Annotated in this window: 23 protein-coding genes; 12 read left to right on the forward strand and 11 right to left on the reverse strand. The window is 57.3% G+C overall.

What is annotated here, in order from left to right; all coding sequences use genetic code 11:
* Positions 1 to 46 precede the first annotated feature (46 nt).
* Complete coding sequence (locus ACYSTU_RS18785; RefSeq protein WP_499000797.1) at positions 47 to 1,048, forward strand: zinc-dependent alcohol dehydrogenase family protein; 1,002 nt, start codon at positions 47 to 49, stop codon at positions 1,046 to 1,048.
* A 130-nt stretch (positions 1,049 to 1,178) separates the two neighbouring features.
* Entirely contained in the window at positions 1,179 to 2,096 is a 918-nt protein-coding gene (locus ACYSTU_RS18790) for a LysR substrate-binding domain-containing protein (protein ID WP_133337689.1), read from the forward strand.
* Between the two features lie 56 nt (positions 2,097 to 2,152).
* Here ACYSTU_RS18790 and leuD read toward each other — a convergent pair whose 3' ends face one another.
* The 4 genes from leuD to ACYSTU_RS18810 all read right to left on the reverse strand — a co-directional run bounded on the left by leuD (position 2,153) and on the right by ACYSTU_RS18810 (position 6,665).
* Entirely contained in the window at positions 2,153 to 2,758 is a 606-nt protein-coding gene (gene leuD / locus ACYSTU_RS18795; protein ID WP_499000801.1) for a 3-isopropylmalate dehydratase small subunit, read from the reverse strand.
* A gap of 2 nt (positions 2,759 to 2,760) precedes the next feature.
* Positions 2,761 to 4,182, reverse strand: coding sequence for a 3-isopropylmalate dehydratase large subunit (gene leuC, locus ACYSTU_RS18800; RefSeq protein WP_499000804.1), 1,422 nt, complete (start codon positions 4,180 to 4,182; stop codon positions 2,761 to 2,763).
* Positions 4,183 to 4,384: 202 nt separating this feature from the next.
* Positions 4,385 to 5,692, reverse strand: a complete 1,308-nt coding sequence (gene dctA, locus ACYSTU_RS18805; protein WP_499000807.1) for a C4-dicarboxylate transporter DctA — start codon at positions 5,690 to 5,692, stop codon at positions 4,385 to 4,387.
* Positions 5,693 to 5,789: 97 nt separating this feature from the next.
* Positions 5,790 to 6,665 (reverse strand): alpha/beta fold hydrolase, encoded by an 876-nt coding sequence (locus ACYSTU_RS18810; protein ID WP_499000810.1) that lies wholly within the window; start codon positions 6,663 to 6,665, stop codon positions 5,790 to 5,792.
* A 386-nt stretch (positions 6,666 to 7,051) separates the two neighbouring features.
* Between ACYSTU_RS18810 and ACYSTU_RS18815 the strand changes: the two genes are divergently transcribed.
* From ACYSTU_RS18815 to ACYSTU_RS18825, 3 genes are all read left to right on the forward strand, one after another.
* Positions 7,052 to 7,570 carry a sigma-70 family RNA polymerase sigma factor gene (locus ACYSTU_RS18815; RefSeq protein ID WP_051600722.1) on the forward strand — a complete coding sequence of 173 codons (519 nt, stop codon included), beginning with the start codon at positions 7,052 to 7,054 and terminating at the stop codon, positions 7,568 to 7,570.
* A complete protein-coding gene (locus tag ACYSTU_RS18820; protein ID WP_499000813.1) occupies positions 7,557 to 8,537 on the forward strand; it encodes a DUF4880 domain-containing protein in 981 nt (326 codons plus the stop codon). Before ACYSTU_RS18815 ends, ACYSTU_RS18820 begins: the two co-directional genes overlap by 14 nt.
* A 121-nt stretch (positions 8,538 to 8,658) precedes the next feature.
* On the forward strand, positions 8,659 to 11,049 hold the full coding sequence (locus tag ACYSTU_RS18825; protein ID WP_499000815.1) for a TonB-dependent siderophore receptor: 2,391 nt from the start codon (positions 8,659 to 8,661) through the stop codon (positions 11,047 to 11,049).
* A gap of 72 nt (positions 11,050 to 11,121) precedes the next feature.
* On the opposite strand, the gene ACYSTU_RS18830 is transcribed toward ACYSTU_RS18825, so the two are convergent.
* Entirely contained in the window at positions 11,122 to 11,502 is a 381-nt protein-coding gene (locus ACYSTU_RS18830) for a hypothetical protein (protein ID WP_336341526.1), read from the reverse strand.
* 410 nt (positions 11,503 to 11,912) lie between these two features.
* On the opposite strand from ACYSTU_RS18830, the gene ACYSTU_RS18835 reads away from it, so the two are divergent.
* The gene (locus ACYSTU_RS18835; protein ID WP_499000817.1) at positions 11,913 to 12,398 is read left to right on the forward strand and encodes a DUF6130 family protein; all 486 of its coding nucleotides are present in this window, start codon (positions 11,913 to 11,915) and stop codon (positions 12,396 to 12,398) included.
* Positions 12,399 to 12,457: 59 nt separating this feature from the next.
* Here ACYSTU_RS18835 and ACYSTU_RS18840 read toward each other — a convergent pair whose 3' ends face one another.
* The 3 genes from ACYSTU_RS18840 to ACYSTU_RS18850 all read right to left on the reverse strand — a co-directional run bounded on the left by ACYSTU_RS18840 (position 12,458) and on the right by ACYSTU_RS18850 (position 15,302).
* Positions 12,458 to 13,912: a TrkH family potassium uptake protein gene (locus ACYSTU_RS18840; RefSeq protein WP_110645319.1), complete on the reverse strand. Its 1,455-nt coding sequence runs from the start codon at positions 13,910 to 13,912 to the stop codon at positions 12,458 to 12,460.
* Positions 13,913 to 14,196: 284 nt separating this feature from the next.
* Entirely contained in the window at positions 14,197 to 14,487 is a 291-nt protein-coding gene (locus tag ACYSTU_RS18845; RefSeq protein ID WP_122706234.1) for a hypothetical protein, read from the reverse strand.
* On the reverse strand, positions 14,484 to 15,302 hold the full coding sequence (locus tag ACYSTU_RS18850; protein ID WP_499000819.1) for an NAD(P)H-dependent oxidoreductase: 819 nt from the start codon (positions 15,300 to 15,302) through the stop codon (positions 14,484 to 14,486). Before ACYSTU_RS18850 ends, ACYSTU_RS18845 begins: the two co-directional genes overlap by 4 nt.
* A gap of 89 nt (positions 15,303 to 15,391) precedes the next feature.
* On the opposite strand from ACYSTU_RS18850, the gene ACYSTU_RS18855 reads away from it, so the two are divergent.
* Positions 15,392 to 16,351 carry a LysR family transcriptional regulator gene (locus tag ACYSTU_RS18855; RefSeq protein WP_499000821.1) on the forward strand — a complete coding sequence of 320 codons (960 nt, stop codon included), beginning with the start codon at positions 15,392 to 15,394 and terminating at the stop codon, positions 16,349 to 16,351.
* A 151-nt stretch (positions 16,352 to 16,502) separates the two neighbouring features.
* Here ACYSTU_RS18855 and ACYSTU_RS18860 read toward each other — a convergent pair whose 3' ends face one another.
* Together ACYSTU_RS18860 and ACYSTU_RS18865 are read right to left on the reverse strand one after the other, a co-directional pair.
* Complete coding sequence (locus ACYSTU_RS18860; RefSeq protein WP_499000823.1) at positions 16,503 to 16,913, reverse strand: hypothetical protein; 411 nt, start codon at positions 16,911 to 16,913, stop codon at positions 16,503 to 16,505.
* Between the two features lie 175 nt (positions 16,914 to 17,088).
* A complete protein-coding gene (locus ACYSTU_RS18865; protein WP_499000826.1) occupies positions 17,089 to 17,400 on the reverse strand; it encodes a hypothetical protein in 312 nt (103 codons plus the stop codon).
* Between the two features lie 353 nt (positions 17,401 to 17,753).
* Here ACYSTU_RS18865 and folE point away from each other — a divergent pair, with 353 nt between their 5' ends.
* From folE to ACYSTU_RS18890, 5 genes are all read left to right on the forward strand, one after another.
* A complete protein-coding gene (gene folE / locus ACYSTU_RS18870) occupies positions 17,754 to 18,311 on the forward strand; it encodes a GTP cyclohydrolase I FolE (protein ID WP_016774771.1) in 558 nt (185 codons plus the stop codon).
* A gap of 45 nt (positions 18,312 to 18,356) precedes the next feature.
* Positions 18,357 to 18,899 carry a DUF3833 domain-containing protein gene (locus ACYSTU_RS18875; protein ID WP_110645322.1) on the forward strand — a complete coding sequence of 181 codons (543 nt, stop codon included), beginning with the start codon at positions 18,357 to 18,359 and terminating at the stop codon, positions 18,897 to 18,899.
* A complete protein-coding gene (locus ACYSTU_RS18880) occupies positions 18,896 to 19,606 on the forward strand; it encodes an SDR family oxidoreductase (RefSeq protein ID WP_499000831.1) in 711 nt (236 codons plus the stop codon). Before ACYSTU_RS18875 ends, ACYSTU_RS18880 begins: the two co-directional genes overlap by 4 nt.
* 14 nt (positions 19,607 to 19,620) lie before the next feature.
* Complete coding sequence (locus ACYSTU_RS18885; protein ID WP_016774774.1) at positions 19,621 to 19,926, forward strand: DUF6482 family protein; 306 nt, start codon at positions 19,621 to 19,623, stop codon at positions 19,924 to 19,926.
* A 126-nt stretch (positions 19,927 to 20,052) separates the two neighbouring features.
* Complete coding sequence (locus ACYSTU_RS18890) at positions 20,053 to 20,856, forward strand: DUF1206 domain-containing protein (RefSeq protein WP_499000833.1); 804 nt, start codon at positions 20,053 to 20,055, stop codon at positions 20,854 to 20,856.
* A gap of 42 nt (positions 20,857 to 20,898) precedes the next feature.
* On the opposite strand, the gene ACYSTU_RS18895 is transcribed toward ACYSTU_RS18890, so the two are convergent.
* Positions 20,899 to 22,191: an Nramp family divalent metal transporter gene (locus ACYSTU_RS18895; protein WP_371699886.1), complete on the reverse strand. Its 1,293-nt coding sequence runs from the start codon at positions 22,189 to 22,191 to the stop codon at positions 20,899 to 20,901.
* Positions 22,192 to 22,225: the final 34 nt, after the last annotated feature.

Raw genomic sequence — 22,225 nt, forward strand, 5'->3', positions numbered from 1 at the left:
AAAGCGCGGCAATCTGTAAGCGTCCATCCCAACACAGGTTCCCGTCATGAAACATTCCATGCTTGCCGCCATCGCCGAGTCCGCTCAATCCCCTCTCGCCATCCGTCACATCGATCGCCCTGTTCCCGGTAAGGGGCAAGTACTGGTCAGGGTTCACGCCGCAGGGGTCAATCCGCTCGATACCAAAATTGCCGCCGGCGCAGGCGCTCACGCCCGCCAAACGCTGCCGGCCGTGCTCGGCCTTGATCTTGCCGGTACGGTGGTCGAAACGGGCGAAGCGGTCGACGGGTTCATCCCGGGCCAGGAAGTCTTCGGCATGCCCGGCGGGATCGGCGGTGCCCAAGGCACCATGGCCGAGTACATTGCCGTGGATGCGCGCCTGATCGCGGTCAAGCCACACACCCTCAGCATGCGTGAGGCGGCTGCATTGCCTTTGGTATTCATCACCGCGTGGGAAGGTCTGGTCGATCACGCCAATGTCCGCTCCGGTCAGCGTGTCCTGATTCATGGGGGCGCGGGCGGGGTCGGCCAAGTGGCTGTGCAACTGGCCAAGGCTCGTGGTGCCGATGTCTACGCCACCGGTTCGGCGGGCAGTCTCGACTTCATACGCTCGCTGGGGGCCACGGCGATCGACTATCAGGCTCAGAGCGTTGAGGATTATGTCGAGCACTACACCGCCGGCGAAGGGTTCGACATTGTCTACGACACCGTCGGCGGCAGCACGCTGGATGCATCATTCAAAGCCGTGAAAGCCTATACCGGGCACGTGCTGAGCTGCCTGGGTTGGGGCCAGCACAGCCTGGCACCGTTATCGTTCAAAAGTGCCACCTACTCGGGCGTCTTCACCTTGGCGCCACTGCTCACCGGCAAAGGACGCGAACACCACGGCGCTATCCTGCGCGAGGCCGCTGCGCTGGCCAATGCGGGTCAACTGACAATCCGCGTGGATCAACAGCACTTTGCGCCGCAAGACGTCAACGAGGCATTTCGCCAAGTCGCCGAAGGCCGCGGCAAGGGCAAGACGGTGATCGAGTTTGTGGCTGCCTAGTTCCTTGTAATCTCTTTAGAGCGCACTCGGCCAAAAGCGTCTTATAGAGACTCAGAGCCATAGAACGCTGATAACCTGAATCGCTGTTATTATTCCCGCACTACAGGTAAATGGCGGCTTTATTCCGTATATGAACACGAATCGTGAGCAGTTTCCGTTGCCGGAAGATTTAAAGGTCTTCCTGACTGTTATCCGAAAAAACGGCTTCGCGAATGCCGCTGAAGAGTTGGGTTATTCACCTGCCTACATAAGCAAACGCATTTCCGTACTTGAGTCGACTCTAGCCACAAAGCTGCTGCACCGCACAACAAGACGTATTGCGCTGACCGACGACGGCGAACGAGCCCGGCAATGGGCAGAAAAACTGCTGGGAGACCTCCAGGAATTTCTTGGTGAAATATCCGAAGCGCGGCATCAACCTACAGGGTCGCTGCATATTTGCAGCAGCTTCGGTTTTGGACGTAACCACGTAGCACCAGCGATTTGCAAACTATCGCAGACCTACCCGAAACTCGATATCCGACTGGACGTGTTTGACCGTGTAGTCGATATCGTCGGCGAAGGGTTTGACCTTGAGATACGTGTCGGGGATGACCTGCCTGGTCAGCACCTGGGCCGAAAACTTGTGAGCAATCGACGAGTGCTGTGTGCAACTACGGAGTATCTGGAGCGGCGAGGCATGCCTCACTCATTAGATGACCTGACCGCCCATGATTGCTTGGTACTGAAAGAGCGAAATAACGCATTCGGCGTTTGGAACCTGACAAAGGACGGACACGAAGAGTCGGTGCGCGTAAGCGGCCCTTTGTCCTCCAACAACGGTGAGATTGTTCTGGAGTGGGCATTGAGCGGTGGAGGGATCTTGTTGCGGTCGATGTGGGACGTTAAACCGATGCTGGAACAAGGACGACTGGTGCAAGTCCTTCACGAATACACTCAAAGTGCGAACGTATGGGCTGTGTACCCCACCAGACTTAGCGAGTCGGCAAAATTGAGGGTTTGTGTCGAGTTTCTCGAAGAGTATTTTCGCCATCTATCGGTTGAGTGATGCCCTGGCGGTAGATCTCAGCATGCAATCTACCGTCCACGGTATTTTCATCTGGTTCACAACCAGGGATGCTCCGACAGATACCGAGTTTCAAAGCTGCGAATCTGTTCGGTACGCTGAAGCGTGGTGCCAATGGCATCCAGGCCGAGTAACAGCGACTGCTTACGCAATTGATCAATCTCAAAGTGAATAACTGCACCGTCAGCTAATTCGATCGTTTGCTCTGGCAGATTCACGTTGATCTTCGCTGTTGCTGCGTTGCTGATAACGCCTGCAATTTGTTTCAGCTGCGCTTCGGACACCTGGATGGCCAGCACGCCATTTCGCTGGCAGTTGTCATAAAAAATACCAGCGAAGCTTGTGCCAATGAGTGCTCTGATACCGACTTGCTTCAAGCCCCAGACGGCATGCTCGCGGCTTGATCCACAACCAAAGTTTGGCCCGACCACCAGAAAAGCGGCATCGTTCCAGGCGGGCTGATTGAGAATGAACTCTGGATTGGGTTCGCCGGACTCAAGGAATCGCAGATCGAAGAACAGGCCTTGGTCCAGCCCCTTGCGATCGATCCCCTTGAGAAACTGCTTGGGCATGATGACGTCGGTGTCGATGTTGGAAGCCAAAAACGGTGCTGCACTGCCGATTACCGTGGTGAAAGGTTGCATGTTCACGCCTCCAGAGCGAAAGATCGAACGTCAGTCAAATGCCCGGTAATCGCCGCCGCAGCGACCATCGCCGGGCTCATCAGATGGGTGCGCGCACCGGCGCCCTGACGGCCTTCAAAATTGCGATTGGTACTGGATGCACACCGGTCACCGGGTGCGAGCACGTCATCATTCATGGCCAGGCACATCGAGCAGCCTGATTGCCGCCACTCAAAACCCGCATCCAGGAAAATCTGCGAGAGCCCCTCCTCTTCCGCCTGGCTACGCACCAAGGTCGATCCCGGGACGATCATTGCTCGCACATGGGCAGCGACTCGTTTACCGCGCACCACTCGTGCAACATCACGCAAGTCTTCAATCCTGGCATTGGTGCAGGAACCAATGAACGCATGGCTGATCATCACGTCGCTGAGCGGCATTCCGGGTACCAGGCCCATGTAGTCCAAGGCTCGTTGCATGCCCTGACGCAATATGAGGTCTGTCTGACTGGCGGGATCTGGTACACGACTTCCAACCGGCGCCGCCTGATCAGGGCTCGTCCCCCAGGTGACCATGGGTTCCAGCGCACCAACATCGAGAGTGACTTCACAATCAAACAGAGCACCTTCGTCGCTATGCAGTCCTCTCCATTTCGCGACTGCCTGCTCCCACATCTCGCCTTGAGGTGCGCGAGGCCTGGATTGCAGGTAGGCAAAGACTTTTTCGTCCGGTGCCATGAAGGCGCCTCTCGCACCAGCTTCTACAGCCATGTTGCAGATGGTCATCCTGGCTTCAACGCTGAGGTTATTGATCGTCGGCCCCGCGAACTCAATTGCGTAACCTGTGGCGCCCGAAGCTCCGATCTTTTCGATCAGAGCCATGATGATGTCCTTGGAGGTGACGCCGGTTGCGAGTGAACCGTTCACCGTTACACGCATGGTCTTCAAGCGCTTGTAGACCAGTGTCTGTGATGCCAGCAAGTGTTCTATTTCGGAGGTGCCGATGCCGAAACCAAACGCGCCCAATGCACCATAGGTCGTGGTATGACTGTCACCGGCTGCGACGATCATGCCCGGCAGTATGAAGCCTTGCTCGGGCGCTACGACGTGCTCAATACCCTGACGTTTATCGAGAATATCGAACAGTTCAATTCCGAAGTCTCGGCAGTTTTCTTCGAAGTAAGAGACCTGCTGTGCGCCACCTGCATCCGGCATTGTGGAAATACGAATTGGAGCAGTCGGGTTAACGTGGTCTACCACCGCCAAAGTCGCGCTCGGGCGCCAGACCTGGCGACCTGCTTCACGCATACCGCTAAAAGCCTGTGGACTTGTGTATTCATTAGCAACTTGGCGGTCAATGTATAAAAGGACATGGCCCTGATCATCGAGAACACAAACAGTGTGGCTGTCGATGTGTTTCTGGTAGAGCGTTCTTGGCTTATTCATTGAATGGGCTCTTTTCCGGTCTAAGCATGAATATGGGTGCGGTATGTCAACAGCTTATTTTTGCCGCTGATTCTCTATCAATAGCGATAAGGTGAAGGCGTTGTGCACGATGCGTGAATAATCGTAAGTGCTTTTGTAGGACATTCATTTGTGGGGTACTGGCGCCATGAGCCAACAGAATGGAGTCTGTGCCGGGGGCGGCCTATTCGGGGGAAAGCTTGGCAGCCGCTGCGGCTGCTCGTGAACGACGGCCGCGCTTGAGGGCGATCGGTGCCATCTGGCTGCGATCCAGTTCACCCTCCCAAGCCGCCACTACAAGGGCTGCGACGGCATTCCCGATGATATTGGTCAGGGATCGGCATTCCGCCATAAAACGGTCGACCCCGAGGATCAACACCATCGCCGCCACAGGTACGGTAGGCACTACCGCCAGGCTCGCGGCCAGCGCGACGAAACCCGCACCGACCACTGCGCCCGCACCCTTGGAGGTGAGCATGGCCACCGCCAGCAAAGTCAGTTGTTGCTCAAGACTCAAATCGATGTTGGTCGCCTGAGCCAGGAACAACACAGCCAGGGTCATGTAGATATTGGTCCCGTCCAGGTTGAAGGTGTAGCCGGTCGGAACAACGATCCCCACTACACCTTTGGACGCACCAAGGCTTTCAAGTTTTTGAATCAGCTGCGGCAGCGCCGATTCTGAAGAGCTGGTGCCAAGCACAATGAGCAGTTCGGCCTTGATGTACGCCAACAGTTTGAAAATATTGAAGCCGGCGTAGTGGGCAATGCTGCCGAGTACGCAAGAAATGAAAATGAAAGCCGTGAGATAAAAGGTTCCGATCAATTTCAGCAGCGGCAGCAGCGAGCCGAGGCCGTATTTTCCGATGGTAAATGCAATCGCGCCAAACGCTCCGACAGGTGCCACGCGGCTGATGATGCCAACAATGCGGAAGAATACTTCGCTGGCCTGGTTGATCACGCTTACCAGTGGGCGGCCCTTTTCACCCACCATCACCAGCGCAACGCCGAACAGCACCGAAACAAACAGCACGGGCAGAATCTCACCCTTGGAGAACGCATCAAAAAACGTCGATGGAATCACGTGCAGCAAAAAACCGGTAATGCCTTCGCCGTGCTCCGCCTGGCCGACAAAACCGGCAATCGCCGAAGAGTCGAGCGTCTTGACGTCGATGTTGAAGCCCGCCCCCGGGTGCAACAGATGGGCCGCCATCAATCCAATGACCAGAGCAACGCTCGAAACGATTTCGAAATACAGCAATGCCTTGCCGCCCACCCGCCCGACTTGCTTCACGTCGTGCATACTCGTGATTCCCGAGACCACCGTGCAGAAGATGATCGGGCCGATAATCATCTTGATCAGCTTGATGAATCCGTCACCCAATGGCTTGAAGTCGACGCCAATCTGGGGCCAGTAATGGCCGACCACGATGCCCATGGCGATTGCTATGACGACCTGCACATAGAGCGTTCCCAGCAGTTTTCTGATTGTCATTGTTATTATCTCCAGGCGTGTTTCGGGCATGACTATTGCGCGCAGGCCAATGATGTCCTGCGGCGCAAGGCTGGTTCATATCAGTGAAAGGCGGGTGTCAACGCAGGAAAGCCATTGCCTCGGCGAGCAATACCTCTGGGACTTCTTCAGCAAGGTAATGACCGGCGGGCAACGCCTTGCCACGAACATCTGTGGCGACCTGTTGCCATTCCTTGAGCGGTTCGAAGCAACGACCGACCGTGCCTTCGGCGCCCCATAAAACCAGCAATGGAAGACTCAGGTGACGACCGGATTGGATGTCGGCACGGTCATGCTCAAGATCTATGCTGGCGCTGGCGCGGTAGTCCTCGCAGATACCCCGGGCGGCGCCCGGAAGTTTCAGGCAGCGCAGGTATTCGCCGAAAGCTTCTTGAGTAAACGGTTTGAGCCCCGCACTACGACTGCCCATCACACTGCGCAGATAGGCTCCCGGGTCGGCTTCGATCAGGGTTTCCGGCAATGGTGCCGGGCGGATCAGGAAAAACCAGTGCCAGTACGCGCGGGCAAACGCTTCGTTGGTTTGGGCGTACATCGACAAGGTCGGCGCGATGTCGAGCAGCACCATGCGTTGCACTGCAGCGGGATGATCCAACGCCAGGCGATGGGCAACGCGGGCGCCACGGTCGTGGGCCAGCAGAGAGAAGCGTTCGAAGCCCAAGGAATTCATCAGCTCGACACCGTCCTTGGCCATTTCGCGTTTGGAGTAGTTGGTGTGGTTGTCGATGGCTAGAGGCTTACCGCTATCACCATAACCGCGCAGGTCGGCGGCAATCACCGTGAAATGCTCGGCCAGTTGTTCGGCGACCTTGTGCCAAATGACATGGGTCTGAGGGTGACCGTGCAGCAACAGCAGGCCCGGCCCGCTCCCGCCAATGCGATAGGCAATGTCCACACCGTTGACATGACGCTGGTCTTTGAGGAATCCGGCAAACATGAGGTGACTCCTTGTTGTAGTTGCCTACATCCTGAAATCGTTGGCGCTAAAGAAAAAGCCGCAAACCGTGGTGCGGTTATTCATGAACCGTGTTCAACGGACGCCTGTTCGATCCATCACGAACAAACTGCCGTCTTCAAGTAATATCGGACACCCCTTTTCCGTGCATATCCCTCAGATCAGTCCAAGCATACAAACTCATTTTCGAAGCCCAGCTATCGATCAGGAAGATCGGCGCATCAGCATCTGATAGCTGGCACTTTTTCCCGAGAAACCCGGGGCGTCATTTCGCCCGAAACAGACACTACGCGCGACGTATTTGCCTGATGGCCCAACGCCTGAGTAGAATGCGATTCATTATCAATCATGTATATCCCGGGATGCCGATGCGTAGCGACGAAACACTAGGTACTGCAGATCCAGGGCTGCTCTATCGCACCCACTTCTCGTGGCTACAGGGCTGGCTGATTCGGCGCATCGGCTGTCGCGACAACGCCGCAGATCTGGCGCAGGACACCTTTGTGCGTGTGCTCAAACACCGTCATCAGTCCGGCGCACTGCGCGAGCCACGCGCCTATTTGAGCAGCATTGCCCGCGGTCTGATGATTGATCAGTATCGTCGTCGCGAACTCGAACGTGCCTACCTGGAAAGCATCACCTTGCTGCCTCAACACGAGGTTCCATCGGAAGAAAGCCGGCTGATGATTCTCGATGCGCTCGAGCGCATAGACCGTCTGCTCGACTCGCTTAAACCAAGAGTACGCCAGGCGTTTTTATTTGCCCGACTCGACGGTCTGACCTGCGCGCAAATCGCCGAAAAGCTCGGAGTCTCCCGCGCGACGGTAGAGCGCGACCTGGCCACGGCCCTGCAACACTGCTATCGCTTGCGTTATGTCGAGGCCTGAGCCCGAGGCGCTGGATCCGGCCATTGTCGAGCAGGCGATCCAATGGCTGGTGCGCCTTCGCTTCAATCAAGCCGATGAACAGACACAGCGCACGTTCGAGCACTGGCTGCAGCAGCGCCCGGAGCATGGATTGGCGTGGCAGCGTGTGGAAACGCTTGGCGATGAATTCGAAGGCGTGCCAGCTCAGCTGGCTCGACAAACCCTTAAGGGCGCCCGGCAGGGAATGCGCCGGCGGGAAAGCCTGAAGCTACTGGGCGTATTGGCGACCGTCGGCACGGCAGCCTGGCTCGGCCGCGACTACACCCCCCTGCCCTCCATGCTTGCACAGCAGCGCAGCAGGACCGGCGAGCAACGACGTTTCCAACTCGATGATGGCAGCCTTATCCAGCTCAATAGCGATAGCGCCGTCGACAGCGATTTCGACGCCCAGCGGCGCCTGATCATCCTGCGCCGTGGTGAAATCATCGTGAATGTCGGTGCGGATCAACACTCGCCGCAAGCGCGACCGTTGTGGGTGCAATCACGCGACGGGATCATGCGAGCCCACAGCTCGCGCTTTCTGGTCCGCGAGCGTGACGACGGCACTCTGGTCGCAGCTCAGGAAGGATCAGTCACGGTTTTCCCCGGTTCCGGCCAAGCGTCTGCAAGCCGCAACGTCCTGGCAGGAAACCAACTGCTGTTCACCTCAAGTGACGCCCGAACGTTCAGGGACAACGGCCTCGATCTATGGGCTTGGGGTGACGGTGTGATCAGTGCGAACCATATGCGCCTTGGTGACTTCATCGCAGAGTTGTCGCGTTATCGCCCAGGAGTCCTGCGCTGCGCCGAAGAGGTCGCTGATCGACGCGTTTCCGGCACTTTCCAGCTCGCCGACAACGATCGGGTCCTGGCATTGATCGCGCAGTCACTGCGCCTGCACATTGATTACCGAACCCGTTACTGGGTCACCGTGAGCGCTGCGACCTGAGTCCACCTGAATATTTTTCTGCCACCTGAAAAATAATGAGGTGGTTTCTCATTCTCGTTCGACCTCTAAGGAAGGCCGGAATACAGGCCAGTCTGCCGATGTCCTTTCTTGGAGCGAGAAAATGAGTTCGTCCCCGGTTTCAAAGCGCCATCCATTAAGTCGTGCCATGCACGGTGCGATCCTGGGTTTGATCGTGAGCAGCTACGCATTACCATCGCTGGCGCAAACCTCGGGCGCTGATCACAGCAATCAAGTCAAACAGTGGAATATCGCCCCCGGGCCACTGGCGCCAGCGCTTGACCGCTTTGCGCGCGAGGCTGGCATCAGCCTTTCCTTCGACGCCTCGAGTGTGGCGAACCGCACCACGGCTGGCGTGAATGGCACGCTCGATACATCGGCAGCGCTGTCATCCCTGCTCCAGGGCAGCGAATTGCAGATCGAACAGCAAGGCCCAAATGCTTACCTGCTGACCCCTCAAGCAAAAACCGCCGGCCCGCTGGAGCTCGACGCAACGGCTGTCGAGGACTACCGCCTCGCCCCGCTCATCATCAATGCCAAGGTCCGGGTCAGTGCCGACGACGACGCCAACTCGGTGGTTGCCAAGGAGCTCTGGGTGGGCGGCAAGGTGGCCACCAGCATTCTCAATACACCGGCATCGGTGTCGGTGGTGACCAACAAGGAAATGCAGCAACGCAGCGTCAGCACCACGGAAGAAGCGCTGCAATACACGCCGGGCGTGGTCAGCGACTTTTATGGTACGGATGATCGCAACGACTATTTCCAGATCCGCGGCTTCCAGGCCACCACCTACCGTGACGGCTTGACCCTCAGCTCGATGCGCGGGGTACGCGAAGATCCGTTCGCCTATGAGCGCATCGAGATTCTGCGTGGCGCCAACTCCACCCTGTTTGGCCCTGCGGACCCGGGCGGTTCGGTAAATTTCGTGACCAAACAGCCGCGCTTCGAGAAGTTTGGCCAAGGCTATGTGACCTACGGTTCGTTTGACCATGTCGAGACCGGCATCGATGTCGGCGATGCGCTGAACGACGAGAAAACCCTGGCCGGCCGTTTTACTGCCAAAGGCCAGAACAGCGATCGCGAGTACGATCATTCGCAGGACGACAACCAGTTGTTTATGGGTGGCCTGACTTGGGCACCGACGGATTACACATCGGCCACGATGATTCTGGATTACCTGAAAACCGAAAGTTCGCCCAACAGCGGCGGCTATCCACTGGATCGGGAATACGACCGCAGCAAGTTCTATGGCGAGCCCAGCTACAACTTCCACGATGTCGAGCGCACCAGCCTCAGCGGTAACGTCACCCATGATTTCGACAACGGTTTCGTGCTGCGCAGCAATCTGCGTTACAGCAAGTTGACCGATGATTTCGGCTACGTGTACCTCAGCGACAGCGCCGCGCGTGTCGGTACCACCGTTGATCGGTACCTGTTTGGCACCGACACCGAAGCTGACCAGTTCAACGGCAATCTGATGCTGCAATACGATGCCCGCTTCGAGAACATCGACAGCAGTAGCCTGGTGGGTGTGGAGTATCTCGATTCGACCACCAAGGAAAGCTCGGTCTACGCCCTGACGACCCCGATCGACATTGCCAACCCTGTGTTTACTGGCGTTCCACGCTCAATCGCGCCGTATGCCGTCAACAAGCGAGACGCGACCACCAAGGCCGTCTTCCTTCAGCAGAACCTGTCGTTCTACGAGCGTTTCATCGTCACCGGAGGTGTGCGCAACGACTCGATGGACCTGACCAGCAAAGGCTTGCAATCCACCGAGAAAGACAACTTCTCCGAAACCTCCTACCGAGGTGCGTTGACCTATATCGTCAACGATGAGGTGTCCACCTACGTGAGCATGGTCGAATCCGTCTCGCCGCCGCAGGTTGGCGTGACACCGCAGACAGGCAGGCAGTACGAAGTGGGCGTGAAGTATGCGCCGATGGGGATGGACGCACTGTTCTCCGCCGCCGTGTATGACCTGACCCAGGAAAACGTCACCATCGCCGTGGTGCTGCCGAGCGGCATCATCGAGCAGCAGACAGTGGGCGAATCGCGGGCGCGTGGCCTCGACCTGGAGGCCAAGGCGCAGGTGACGCAAAACCTGAGCCTGATCGGTGGTTATTCCTATATGGAGTCCGAGGTACTGCGCGGTTCGTTGTACGACGGCAGCTCGCTGAAGGGTAACGAATTCGCCACGGCACCCAAGCATTCAGCTTCGCTGTGGAGTTACTACGACGTACCCGCCACCGATGTCAGCGTGGGCCTGGGTGCGCGCTACGTCGGCGCTTATTACTTCGATGCAGCCAACTCCGGCAAAAGCGATGGCACCACGCTGTTCGACGCCGCCTTCAACTACAAGATCGCCAAAGGCACCGACCTGGCGGTGAACGTCAGCAACCTGCTGGACGAGCAGCACGTGGTCGGCTCCGGCACCGCGAACTTCTACAACCCGGGCCGCGAGATTACCGCCAAGCTGAGCTACAACTGGTAAGCAGGCGGGTCAGCGTTTTTCCCCACACAGAAAACGGTGCCCGCGTTACCGCGGGCACCTTCGACTTGGTTGTTAGCCGCCGACCTCACGCAAAATTCTCTCAAGCTCAGGACGGGTCCACCTCTCCCAAGGGAATACCTCCCGGTCATCGCCGCTGTGCCAATACTCGCCCGCATCAAATGCCTGATAGATCGAAAATGCCGGCTCGGGCATCTCTGCGTCCAAGGACAGATCGACGATATCGCTGATGACAATATTCATCACCTCATCACAGTAGTGAAAATCGCGGCCGCCGGTGATAAACAGTCTTGCCACTGAGATCGCCAACTGATTGAGAAGATCGCGGCTGTCGATCTGCAGGTGCTCACACATAACATTTAATTCGGTGTTAGGGGCTTTCTCAATCATCCCCAGTACGTAATCAAGCTCGGCATCACTAAGACCTGTGGCCATATGATCAAAGTACTCGTGAGTTCGGTTTTGCGATGGATTCAGGACAAGCCTGTTAGAAAGCATTTTGGCAGATTTGCTGTTTAGCGACAGCTATGGTTCGAAAGCAGCTTCTGATTGGGTGGTCCCGTTTTCCCCCGGGGCTTATTCGGCAGAGGTCGACTTGGACTGTCATCAGATAAAGGTGACAAAGCGGGTATCGAGACCCGCGCTCACTGGCGCTAGCGAATTGAGATAGTACACAAACACAAGGGTGGCCGCTTTTGGGTATTTGGCGATCCGTGACACGAAGATCGGTCAGAAGCGGCCAGTCAGTATCGATGAGATACGTTGGATGATTCCATTTTCAAATGAGCCGCGGGCAATACCCAGGTTGATCTACGCTTGAATGAAATCACGCGGAGAAACAGATCATGTCCCTCGCTCCCGGAAAGCTATCGGCCCTGGTTTTGGGTGTCTTCGTTTGCACATCCGTGCTCGGACAAGGGGCAGCAGACAGCGATTCTCCACCGGCGATACTGCCATTGGCATCCGAGAGTGCGCCGAGACTCATTGCCTACCCGCCGCTTGCCGAGCCGCTCGCCCGTGGAGTGGTCATCATCCAGTTTCGAACAGAGCACGCCAGGATCATGCCGGTATTTGGCAAAGTGGCTGCTGAGGTATCACCACGCTTAGGTCACCTTCACGTGACCGTCGATGACTGGAAAGGTACGTGGGCGCACACCAGTGAAGACCCGATTATCCTGGTCGGGCTAACGCCCGGTCCTCACAAGGTTCTCTTGGAAGTGGCCGACCCGACGCACCAGATCATCACCAGTACGACAGTGAGTTTTACAGTACCGGAGAAGAAACCGATGGACGCTCCCCGTACTGACGATCATCACGCGGTAAAACCATGACTGCTGTGCTATTCACCGAAACAGGTAACGATCGGCGTCTCTGCCAACGAATGACTGGCTCAATATCTCCAGAAAACCGGGGTTACGAGTACCAACACCGTCAGGATTTCCAACCTGCCTAGCAGCATGCCAACGGTGAGCAGCCATTTGGCCGCATCGGGCAGTGACGAGAAATTACCTGCCGGCCCGATGATTGTGCCCAGGCCGGGGCCGACGTTACACACCGCCGTAGCGGCGCCGCTCAGGGCGGTAATCCAATCAAGCCCGATCAGTGCCAGGCCCAAAGCGATGGCGGCAATCGTGATGGTGAAAAAAAACGAGAAGGTCAGCAGCGAACGGACGATCTCCTCGTCGATGGGATGGCCGTTGTATTTTTTCTGAATCACGGCCCGAGGGTGAATCAACTGCTTCAAGCTGCTGACCAGAAGCGCGGCGGCCACCTGAAAACGGAAGATTTTCAGCCCGCCTGCCGTTGAGCCGGAGCAGCCACCGACGAAGGTCAGATAGAAAAACAGCAACACAGCGAAGCTGCCCCACAAGGTGTAGTCGCCAACCGCAATTCCGGTGGTCGTGACGACCGAGGTCACATTGACCGCCACGATACGAAACGCGTCCCACCATCCGTAGTCGCTGTGCAAATACAGCCAGGTACCTACCGCCAACGATGTGACGAGCAGGAATCCAATAAACCCGCGTACCTGGTGGTCCCTGATCAGCGCACGCCGATTGCCTCGACATGTAGCGACGTACAAGGTGAATGGCAGGCTGCCCAAGATCATGATGACTACCGCCACCCAGTGAATTGCTGGCTGCTCCCAATGCCCGAGGGAGGAATCCGACGTCGAGAACCCGCCGGTAGAGATCAACGACATTGCGTGGTTGATCGCTTCGAATGGGGTCATTCCTGCGAGCCAGAGCGCCAAAGTGCCGATACCCGTCAGGCCCAGATAGAGCAAAAGAATGTACTTGGCTGCGACATGAGAACGTGGTGTCACTTTCTCCGACCAGTCCGAGGACTCTGTCTGGAAAAGACGCATGCCGCCGACTCGCAAGAGCGGAAGAATCGCGACAGCCATGCCGATAAAACCGATGCCGCCTAGCCAGTGCAGCATGGAACGCCAGATCAACAAGCCGGGAGAGGCGCTATCCAGACCGGTGAGTACCGTCGAGCCAGTGGTTGTGATGCCCGACATCGTTTCAAAGAACGCATCGGTGTAGCTGATATCGCTGATGAAAACCATGGGTAACGCTGCGAAGGCGCACACAACAACCCAGCTCGCGGTAGTCAGCAGGTACATGTCCCTGGGCCGAAGATTGCCAGTCTCCGGACGCCCTCGCATGATCAACAGCAGACCACAGATGAAGGTAATCAGACTCGACCAGAGAAAGGCCGACAGATCGTCGCTATGCTCATAGACCACCAGCGTCATCATGGGTATAGCCATGCTTACCGCCAGGGTGATCAGAAAAATACCCAAGATGAAGCCGATAAGCCGAATTGCTGCGAGGGACATCACGATAGCGTTCCAAATTAGCGCGGCGCAGTATCGGATGCCCTCAATAAAGACTGCGTAAATTCTCCGTAAAATTTTGACCTGCAATCAGTCAGGCTGCGGGAGTCAAAGCGTAGCTATGAGTCAATTACAGGCCTTCGCAACAGGCCGAAAACGGCAGAAGCCGCCAGTGCCAGCCCTCTTCGCATCAAACGAGTCCCGACCTGATGCTGCATGCTGCGCGTAAAATCTGGCTGCAGCATGCAGCGCCCTGCAAACGGAAGTTGATGTGCGCTGATCGCTCATCAGGAGGAAACGAGTTTCTCGTAATCAGAGAAGGGCTTGAGCGCGCAGTACTGCACGTGTAGCAGATTCCCTTTGACGTAAGGCAGCGCCTCGATGTAATCACGCGCCTCTTCGAAGGTGACGGACTCCAGTTCAAACGCGGCACCGGGACCATCGGCCAGCCCATGAACTGCGCGCACGATACCGCCAGCGAATCCTTGCCAAACGTGCACTACCTCCGGTTTCGCCAGCCGCTTGAAGTCTTCTGCCGCTCCATCAGCACGGCGAGTCAGAATCACGAAGGTTTTCATGACACCTCCTCCGTTTTCAGCTGCTTGCGCTGGGTTGTTTCAGCATACGCGACGTGCGCCATTATGCCGCTCTGGCCCACGGCCACATGCGGTTTAAGCTCATTGCGGGGAGTGTAGTCCCCACCGTTTTGGGGCCGGAAAGGTATTGGCGCATCTGTGAACAAATGCTCGAGTCGGGTGCGCCAAGCCTCTTTGGCTGCGACGGCATCTGCGGCGGTCAAGTTGCCAGTGCCGTATATGGCGAACGTCGGCAGCACATCGAACCCAGGAAAGTAGAGCGAGCCGTGCGTGATCGGAAACAGCAATTGCTCGAGTGGTCCGTTGATGCCGCGCAGCGAGTAGTCTTCTGCGGGGCCGCCGACAGCGACTGACAACATGGCCCGCTTGCCTTTGAAAGCGCCGTCACCATAGCGGTAGGCGTTGCCAGCGTCCTTGTAGCCGTGGGCGAGTCCGGCTGCCCAGACGCGATCTATCCATCCCTTCATGATGGCAGGCATGCCGTACCACCAGAGCGGAAACTGGAAGATGACTACGTCTGCCGCTAGAACCTTGTCTTGCTCCGCCGCCACGTCAGGGCTTTGGCTGCGATGACGATAGGCGTGGGCGGACTCTGCTCCGAACGAGAGCCGCTGAGGGTTGGCCCGCTGAGGAAAGTCGTGCTCGTCGAATATCGCTTTCCAGCCCATGGCGTATAGATCGGATTGCAGGACCTCGTGTCCTTGCGCAGTCAAGCATTCAACAGACACATCCACCAGTTGCCGCGTTAGCGACGAAGGCTCGGGATGGGCATAGATGATCAGTACTTTTTTCGACATGAAGGACGGCTCCGCTGTGATTTCGAAGGAGTGTCGCGGGGCTCGGGCCATCTGTGAAATCGCAAAATTTTGCTGCTAACATAAGATCGATGGATACCAGACGCCTTGATCTAAATCTGCTTGTGACGTTGGAGGCCCTTCTCATTGAGCAGAACGTGACCCGGGCTGCCGCCCGTCTGCATTTGAGCCAGCCAGCAGTCAGCGCTCAGTTGAGCCGTCTGCGCGACGTCTTCAACGACCCTCTTCTGATCCCCGCGCAGCGTGGAATGACGCCCACCGTCAAAGCCTTGGAGCTGCTCGTGCCGCTTCGCCAAGCACTTGACCAGGTAAGGGCGACCGTCACTACTCACCTGAATTTCGAGCCCGCGACGGCGAGCCTGACGGTATCAATCGCCTGCACGGATTACGTGCAGGCGGTTTTGATCAAACATCTCGTTGTCGCCATGCGACGCGAAGCGCCGGGTGTTCGCATCGCACTGCGCATCCTGGACGTACCACAGCTGGAGCTGCAGATGACCCGCGGCGAGGTGGACCTGGCCGTGATAAACATGAATGGGGTTCCGCCCGCACTGCACTCGCGACACCTCTATGATGAGAGTTACGTGCTCATCGGGCGTCGTGGGCATCCAAGCCTGCGCGCGGGCCTGACCGTGGATGAGTTCGCGCAGCTGGAACATGTCGTGGTGTCACTGCGCGGCGGAGGCTTCTCTACCTCGGTGGATCACGCCTTGGTAGCGCACGGGCTGCGGCGTAACGTCGTTCATTCAGCGTCGTCATTTCTTCCAGTACCGGAGTTGGTCGCGCAGTCCGATTGTGTGGCCCTGGTTCCAAGTCGTCTTGTAGACGGTCGCAGCGAGCAACTGCTGTGCGTAGCCCCTCCCTTGCCGGTGGAAGGTTTTGCGATTGGCTTGTTCTGGCATGAGCGGTCGGATGGGCACGCCGGCTTCAAATGGGTACGTGAGTTCATCACTCGCGTGGCCGATTCTCGTGCATCCGATTATGGCAACCCAAGATCTCTGACGACCTTAAAACCCGTCCAGACAAGCTAGCGTGTCGAGTACTCGATAGCTCAAAGGCTCGCTGGTTGGCTCGCTCTTGCAAGCTCGCTGAGGCAATAAATTTCCATCCATCTCCTTACGGTCGATTATGGGTTTTTATCGGCATACCTGAATGACTGTTTTGGCCGAAAGCAGGCGGGTATTACCTTGTTTCAGCTTCGTCAGGAGGCCAGCTCTCATAGAAAGAGCCGCCTACAGGGATCGGGTTGCCATCCATATGGTATGCGGCCCATGCCAGTACGTGTGCCATGCGTTCGGCAGCAACTGGCGACAGTCCGCAAGATTCTCTGACTTCGTCTAGCCGTACTCGGCAAACATCGAGGTGGCGTCGAACCCCGGAAACCCCACCAAGATAGAGAAAGAACTCGTCGAGAAGGATACCCACGCCTGGAACACCATAGGTGCCGGCCACACCTGGTGCCTCCTCATATAAGGCCTTCACATCATGGCCTTCCAAGGCCGCGACAGCGGTGAGTACCTCGCAAAAAGTATCTTTCATGCTGTTGCTGACCCAGAGGTCATAGCTGTTGCCGATAATGATGGGCGCGCCCATGAGTCTTACTCTGATGTCGATAATGAAACGCTGAAGAAGAGGCGTATTCAGCCATGTAGCCAATTTTCAATAGGCCGTCTCCGCTCGGATTATTATCTTTTGAGGCTGGAAAAGGCCATGCGTGGACGGCTGCTTTTGGCCGGAAGCTGCCTCCCAGGCAGCGAACCGTGAATGGTCACTCGTCAAACAAGGTCCAGCCATGGCAAATGCCGGCAAAGTCTTTTGCCGTAAAAAATAATGCCAGTTCCTTTGGGTCAAATTCTTTGTAGAGCCAATGCCCAGGAATGGGGCCTCTCGTTATCGCGTATTCCAAGCGGTATTTTTGAACAGGTCCAAAACCGAAGGAGCGTGAATTCAACTCAAACCTGTCACCTCTGTTGAGCGCCCATAGCTTTTCAACAAGGCAGTCATCAAGCACCACCTCTCCCGCTACCTCAACGAGATACTTTGAATGAAGTTTCTGTTGAAGCCTAACGCTTCTGGCCATGCATCAACCTACCTATGAACAGTCCGAGCATCGGCGTAATAATACTTGAACATGATGATGAGCGCTTTGGGTTGAAAAAAGTTCGCTGGGCGTACGCTCTGGCCGATAGCTGCCATCCGCCACCGGCAGCTATGAGCTGAGACGCCCGCACATCGGCGCCACGCAAGCCGCTCACCAAACCTGACCCCAGGTTTGTCCTGCCTGAACTCCCAAACCCGCACAAAAAAACCACCGATGCGTTGTCAGTTGATCCTTTTCAGCCTATCTTCAATAAAACCTATACAACCAACCTGTATGCGTACAACCTTTTCACCCGACTGTGTCCCTAACCCGCACCGCCACGAGTAACCCGAATGAGCCCACTACTAGCCAGCCATTACCGTGAAATCCTCGTTGGCGTCGGTGAAAACCCGGAACGCGAGGGTTTGCTGGACACGCCCCAGCGCGCCGCCAAGGCGATGCAATACCTGTGCAACGGATACGCGATGAGCCTGGAAGACGTCACCAACGGTGCGCTGTTCGAGTCGCAGAGCGATGAGATGGTGATCGTCAGCGACATCGAGCTCTATTCGCTGTGTGAGCACCATATGCTGCCGTTTATCGGCAAGGCGCATGTGGCGTATATCCCCACTGGCCGGGTGCTGGGGCTGTCCAAGGTGGCACGGGTGGTCGACATGTTCGCGCGGCGTCTGCAGATCCAGGAAAACCTTACTCGGCAGATCGCTCAGGCGATCCAGCAGATCACCGATGCTGCCGGTGTCGCGGTGGTTATTGAAGCCAGGCACATGTGCATGATGATGCGCGGTGTCGAGAAGCAGAATTCGATCATGACCTCCTCGGTCATGCTCGGTGCCTTTCGCGACAGCTCGACGACGCGGCAGGAATTTCTCCAGCTCATCGGCCGGCGCTAGGCCTATACACAGCCTGTTAACTGTACAAGCACAAGGAGTAGGAAGATGACCCGATTTCTGCTGCTGTTAGGACTGGCGCTCAGCATCGCAAGCTGCGGCAGTGTCGATGTTGCTCGTTATGCGGATCAGCAACCGGCTTTGAATCTGGAGCAGTTTTTCAGTCAGCCCGTCAAAGCCTGGGGGATGTTTCAGAAGCGCAACGGCGAAGTGGTCAAGCGGTTTGAGGTCGATATTGCCAGCCGTCGTGAGGGTGAAAACCTGATCCTCGACGAGCGTTTTCTTTACAGCGACGGCACCCGTGAACGTCGGGTCTGGACCCTCACTCCTGGGGGCAATGGTCAGTGGAGCGGTCGCGCGCATGATGTGGTCGGTGTCGCACAGGGCCAGATCGCAGGCAACACCTTCCACTGGCGTTATCGCCTGAACCTGCCAGTTGACGACTCGACCTACGAGATGAGCATGGACGACTGGATGTACCTGGTCGACGAAGACACGTTGATCAACCGTACCCGCATGTCCAAGTGGGGTTTCGAAGTCGGTCAGGTGACGGTGTTCTTCCGGCGCCAGAACGCTGGAGCGAACCCATGAGCAGTGGGTTGACCCTGGCCTCGTTCGGCGACGGTTATCGCGCCTTGGTGATCGGCGCCAGTGGCGCCCTCGGCACGGCGTTTTGCCAACATTTGAAGCAGGATCCACGCTGCGCCAGCGTCCGTACGCTGGGACGCAAAACTGTGCCGAAGCTCGACCTCGAGCAGCCCGAAACGATCGCCAGCGCCGCCGCCGAACTGGCAGCCGAAGCGCCCTTTCACCTGATCATTCACGCGGCCGGCCTGCTCCATCGCGACCAAGTCAAGCCGGAAAAAAGCTACAGCGCAATCGAAGCCGAGTCGCTGCAGGCCGTGTTTCAAGTCAACACGCTGGGGCCGGCATTGCTGCTGCGCGACTTTCTGCCATTGCTTGCGCCTCAAGGCGCGATGGCGATGCTGTCGGCGAAAGTCGGCAGCATCGGCGACAACCGTTTGGGCGGCTGGTACGCCTATCGCGCCTCCAAGGCTGCGCTGAACATGCTGATCAAGACCGCCGCCATCGAGCTTTCGCGCACGCGACCGCAGAGTCGCTTGCTCAGCCTGCACCCGGGCACGGTGGTCTCGCCGTTGTCGCAACCTTTTCGCGGAGCCTCGAGCGCCCGCCCGGCAGACATTGCCGCTGCGCAATTACTGAGTCTGATTGACACGCTGACGCCGGCCGATAGCGGCCATTTCTTCGCCTACGATGGAGAACGCCTGCCCTGGTAGGCAAGGAGTGAAGCATGAATCTGCAAACCCTCACCGAACGTGCGGCCAACAGTGAAGTTCGCGAACTGGAGCTGCTGTCACTCGAAGGTGGATTTTATCTGGCGAGAATTCGCGTAGATCAGGGCCAGTTCACCTTGCTCGATGACGCGGCCAAGCCAATGCACCTGCGTTCAATCACCCACCTTCGCGACTTGCTGCAAACCGTGCCGGCGTTTCCCTGCGTACTGGTGCAGCAATGCGTGCACGACGAAATGTGCGGCCGGGATTCAGGGCCGGTTGAAGAGCTGCGCATTCCATTTTCGCTGACCACGCCGTTATGACGCTGAAGCGAGGCGAGCGCTGAATGGCAGGCTGATAAAGCGCGCGTCGCCCACCGGCGACGCATTTATCGAACCCCTGCTCCGTCCACGGGTCTGCTTCACATCGATTCCCTGGAAGTAAATCCCATGTCCACTCAACACACACTTGTCCTGCTTGCCCGAGGCGGATACGCCGCGCGCGGCGTTCTGTATCTGATCATCGGCATCTTCGCGCTGTTGGCAGCGCACGATTCCACCAAACCGAAAGACAGCCACAAGAGCCTTGAAGCATTGCTCAGCCAGCCCTTCGGCTACGTGCTGATCGGTGTTGTGGTCGCCGGCCTGCTGGCCTTCGCCGCCTGGCGTGCGCTGCAAGCGATCCGCGATGTCGACCACCACGGCAGCGAGTTCAAAGGCCTGGTCATTCGCGCAGGTTTGCTCGCCGGCGGTCTGGTCAACGCGGCGCTGGCCTTCTTTGCCTTGGGTCTGTTGGTGAGTGGTCTCAGGAGTTCGGGCGGCTCCGGCGATGGCAAGACCAAGGATCTGCTCGCGCAGCTGCTGTCGTTCGAGCATTCGAACCTGTTGATCTACCTGATCGCGCTGATCCCGCTGGGTGTCGGTATCGCCCACATCATCAAAGGCTGGAAGGCCACGTTCGAGAAGTACTTCGAAGCGGATGAGGAAGTGATGCGTTACGTGCGCCCGGTGTCGCGCTTTGGCCTGATCGCCCGAGGCGTGGTGTTTATCGAGATTGCAGTGTTGATGGCGGTCAGCGGCTCGGTTTACCAGGCAACCAATCCACCCGGCATGAAGGAAGCGCTGGATGCTTTGCAGAATCTGCCCGCAGGCGGCGTGCTGTTGATGCTGATGGCGTTGGGGCTGATCGCGTTTTCGGTGTACAGCTTTTCCGAAGCAGCCTGGCGCCGGATCGAAATGGATGTGCCGCTGTAAGCGGCAATTCGAGGGGGCGTGTGCCCCCTCGACTGCTTCCCATCAAGTAAACAGATCAACGCCCAACTGGAACGCTACCCATAGCGCCAGACCTGTAGCAAACATCAGCGCGATGTTTTCAAACAGGTTGTTGCGATATTGCTTGTCCAGCAGCGATTTCTGGTTGGACATGATCAGCAAGCCCAGGGAAATCACCGGCAAACCAATGATGTTCAATGCGCTGACACCAATGGTCAGTGTGACGAAATCCGGCATGCCCGGCATCGACCAGATCAGCGGCGTGACCAGGATGAACAGCATGAACCACTTGTGCATCGGGTCGTGATGGAACTCTTTACCGTACTTCTCGCGACGCTCAGGACGAACGTGCTGGAAGGCATCGGTGATCAGCATCGGAAACGCCGTGGTCTTGCCTGAAATACTGGCGAACAGCGTCGCGAACACGCCGATGAAGAACACGTACCAGCCGATCGGGCCGAAGAAGATTTCCAGCGCCTTGCCCAGATCGCCCAAGGTTTTCACCTCGATGCCGTTGGGCCGCAGGATTTCCGCACCGACGATCCAGATCGCCAGGTTGATGATGATCCCGACGAACACCGCAAACAGCAGATCGTTACGCTGAATGCGCTTGTGCTGCGGCCCGGTCCAGCCTTTCTGGCGCATGACATACGGGTGCACGAAGTTGGCGATCGAGCCGGCAACCGCGCCGATCACTGAAACCGCCACCAGCAACGCGCCATGCACGCCTTCGTCCGGTGGAATGCTGAAGCCGATGGTGCCTTTGATGATGCCGCTGACATCCGGACCGGACATCACCGCCAAGGCGATGAACGCCAGGGTCATGATCGCCAGCAGTAGCTTCATCACGCCTTCGATCATCGTGTAGATGTTGCGCCCGACCAGCATCCAGACCGCCAGCACCACCGCCACCGAGCACAGCAATGGCTGATCGATCTTGAACAGCATCGCCAGCGACTCCCCTGCCCCCTTGATCATGTAGGCGTTCATCAAGTGCCCCATCAACAGGGCATAAACCAGCATGAACCAGGCAAACACCGGGTTGAGCTGGGCGTAGCCCTGCAGAATGGTCATGCCCTGGTTATTGCACAGCTGGAACCGGGCAATGATGTTGACGATCAGGTATCTAAGCAACAGCGAGACCGCCAGCACCCACATCATCGCGTAGCCGTAGTTCGCACCGGCCACTGAAGACGTGATGAGATCGCCCGCACCGAGCCACGACAGCACGGCAATAATGCCGGGGCCGAGCAGTTTCAGCGTACGCAGGAAAAGGTTTTGCGGTTTTGCGGCGGCCTGATGATCGAGTGGAGCCATGCTCGTCATAGGGGTATCTCCGTTATTGTTTTTG

It is taken from the genome of Pseudomonas glycinis (assembly GCF_054871425.1).

Coding starts and splice junctions, on each gene's coding strand:
- ACYSTU_RS18835 (WP_499000817.1), top strand. CDS start 11,913: ATGTCCCTCGCTCCCGGAAAGCTATCGGCCCTGGTTTTGGGTGTCTTC.
- ACYSTU_RS18860 (WP_499000823.1), bottom strand. CDS start 16,913: ATGGGCGCGCCCATCATTATCGGCAACAGCTATGACCTCTGGGTCAGC.
- ACYSTU_RS18845 (WP_122706234.1), bottom strand. CDS start 14,487: ATGAAAACCTTCGTGATTCTGACTCGCCGTGCTGATGGAGCGGCAGAA.
- ACYSTU_RS18840 (WP_110645319.1), bottom strand. CDS start 13,912: ATGTCCCTCGCAGCAATTCGGCTTATCGGCTTCATCTTGGGTATTTTT.
- leuD (WP_499000801.1), bottom strand. CDS start 2,758: ATGCAACCTTTCACCACGGTAATCGGCAGTGCAGCACCGTTTTTGGCT.
- ACYSTU_RS18855 (WP_499000821.1), top strand. CDS start 15,392: ATGGATACCAGACGCCTTGATCTAAATCTGCTTGTGACGTTGGAGGCC.
- ACYSTU_RS18875 (WP_110645322.1), top strand. CDS start 18,357: ATGACCCGATTTCTGCTGCTGTTAGGACTGGCGCTCAGCATCGCAAGC.
- ACYSTU_RS18895 (WP_371699886.1), bottom strand. CDS start 22,191: ATGGCTCCACTCGATCATCAGGCCGCCGCAAAACCGCAAAACCTTTTC.
- ACYSTU_RS18790 (WP_133337689.1), top strand. CDS start 1,179: ATGAACACGAATCGTGAGCAGTTTCCGTTGCCGGAAGATTTAAAGGTC.
- dctA (WP_499000807.1), bottom strand. CDS start 5,692: ATGACAATCAGAAAACTGCTGGGAACGCTCTATGTGCAGGTCGTCATA.
- ACYSTU_RS18815 (WP_051600722.1), top strand. CDS start 7,052: ATGCGTAGCGACGAAACACTAGGTACTGCAGATCCAGGGCTGCTCTAT.
- ACYSTU_RS18890 (WP_499000833.1), top strand. CDS start 20,053: ATGTCCACTCAACACACACTTGTCCTGCTTGCCCGAGGCGGATACGCC.
- ACYSTU_RS18825 (WP_499000815.1), top strand. CDS start 8,659: ATGAGTTCGTCCCCGGTTTCAAAGCGCCATCCATTAAGTCGTGCCATG.
- ACYSTU_RS18850 (WP_499000819.1), bottom strand. CDS start 15,302: ATGTCGAAAAAAGTACTGATCATCTATGCCCATCCCGAGCCTTCGTCG.
- ACYSTU_RS18830 (WP_336341526.1), bottom strand. CDS start 11,502: ATGGCCACAGGTCTTAGTGATGCCGAGCTTGATTACGTACTGGGGATG.
- ACYSTU_RS18885 (WP_016774774.1), top strand. CDS start 19,621: ATGAATCTGCAAACCCTCACCGAACGTGCGGCCAACAGTGAAGTTCGC.
- ACYSTU_RS18880 (WP_499000831.1), top strand. CDS start 18,896: ATGAGCAGTGGGTTGACCCTGGCCTCGTTCGGCGACGGTTATCGCGCC.
- ACYSTU_RS18820 (WP_499000813.1), top strand. CDS start 7,557: ATGTCGAGGCCTGAGCCCGAGGCGCTGGATCCGGCCATTGTCGAGCAG.
- ACYSTU_RS18785 (WP_499000797.1), top strand. CDS start 47: ATGAAACATTCCATGCTTGCCGCCATCGCCGAGTCCGCTCAATCCCCT.
- ACYSTU_RS18865 (WP_499000826.1), bottom strand. CDS start 17,400: ATGGCCAGAAGCGTTAGGCTTCAACAGAAACTTCATTCAAAGTATCTC.
- folE (WP_016774771.1), top strand. CDS start 17,754: ATGAGCCCACTACTAGCCAGCCATTACCGTGAAATCCTCGTTGGCGTC.
- leuC (WP_499000804.1), bottom strand. CDS start 4,182: ATGAATAAGCCAAGAACGCTCTACCAGAAACACATCGACAGCCACACT.
- ACYSTU_RS18810 (WP_499000810.1), bottom strand. CDS start 6,665: ATGTTTGCCGGATTCCTCAAAGACCAGCGTCATGTCAACGGTGTGGAC.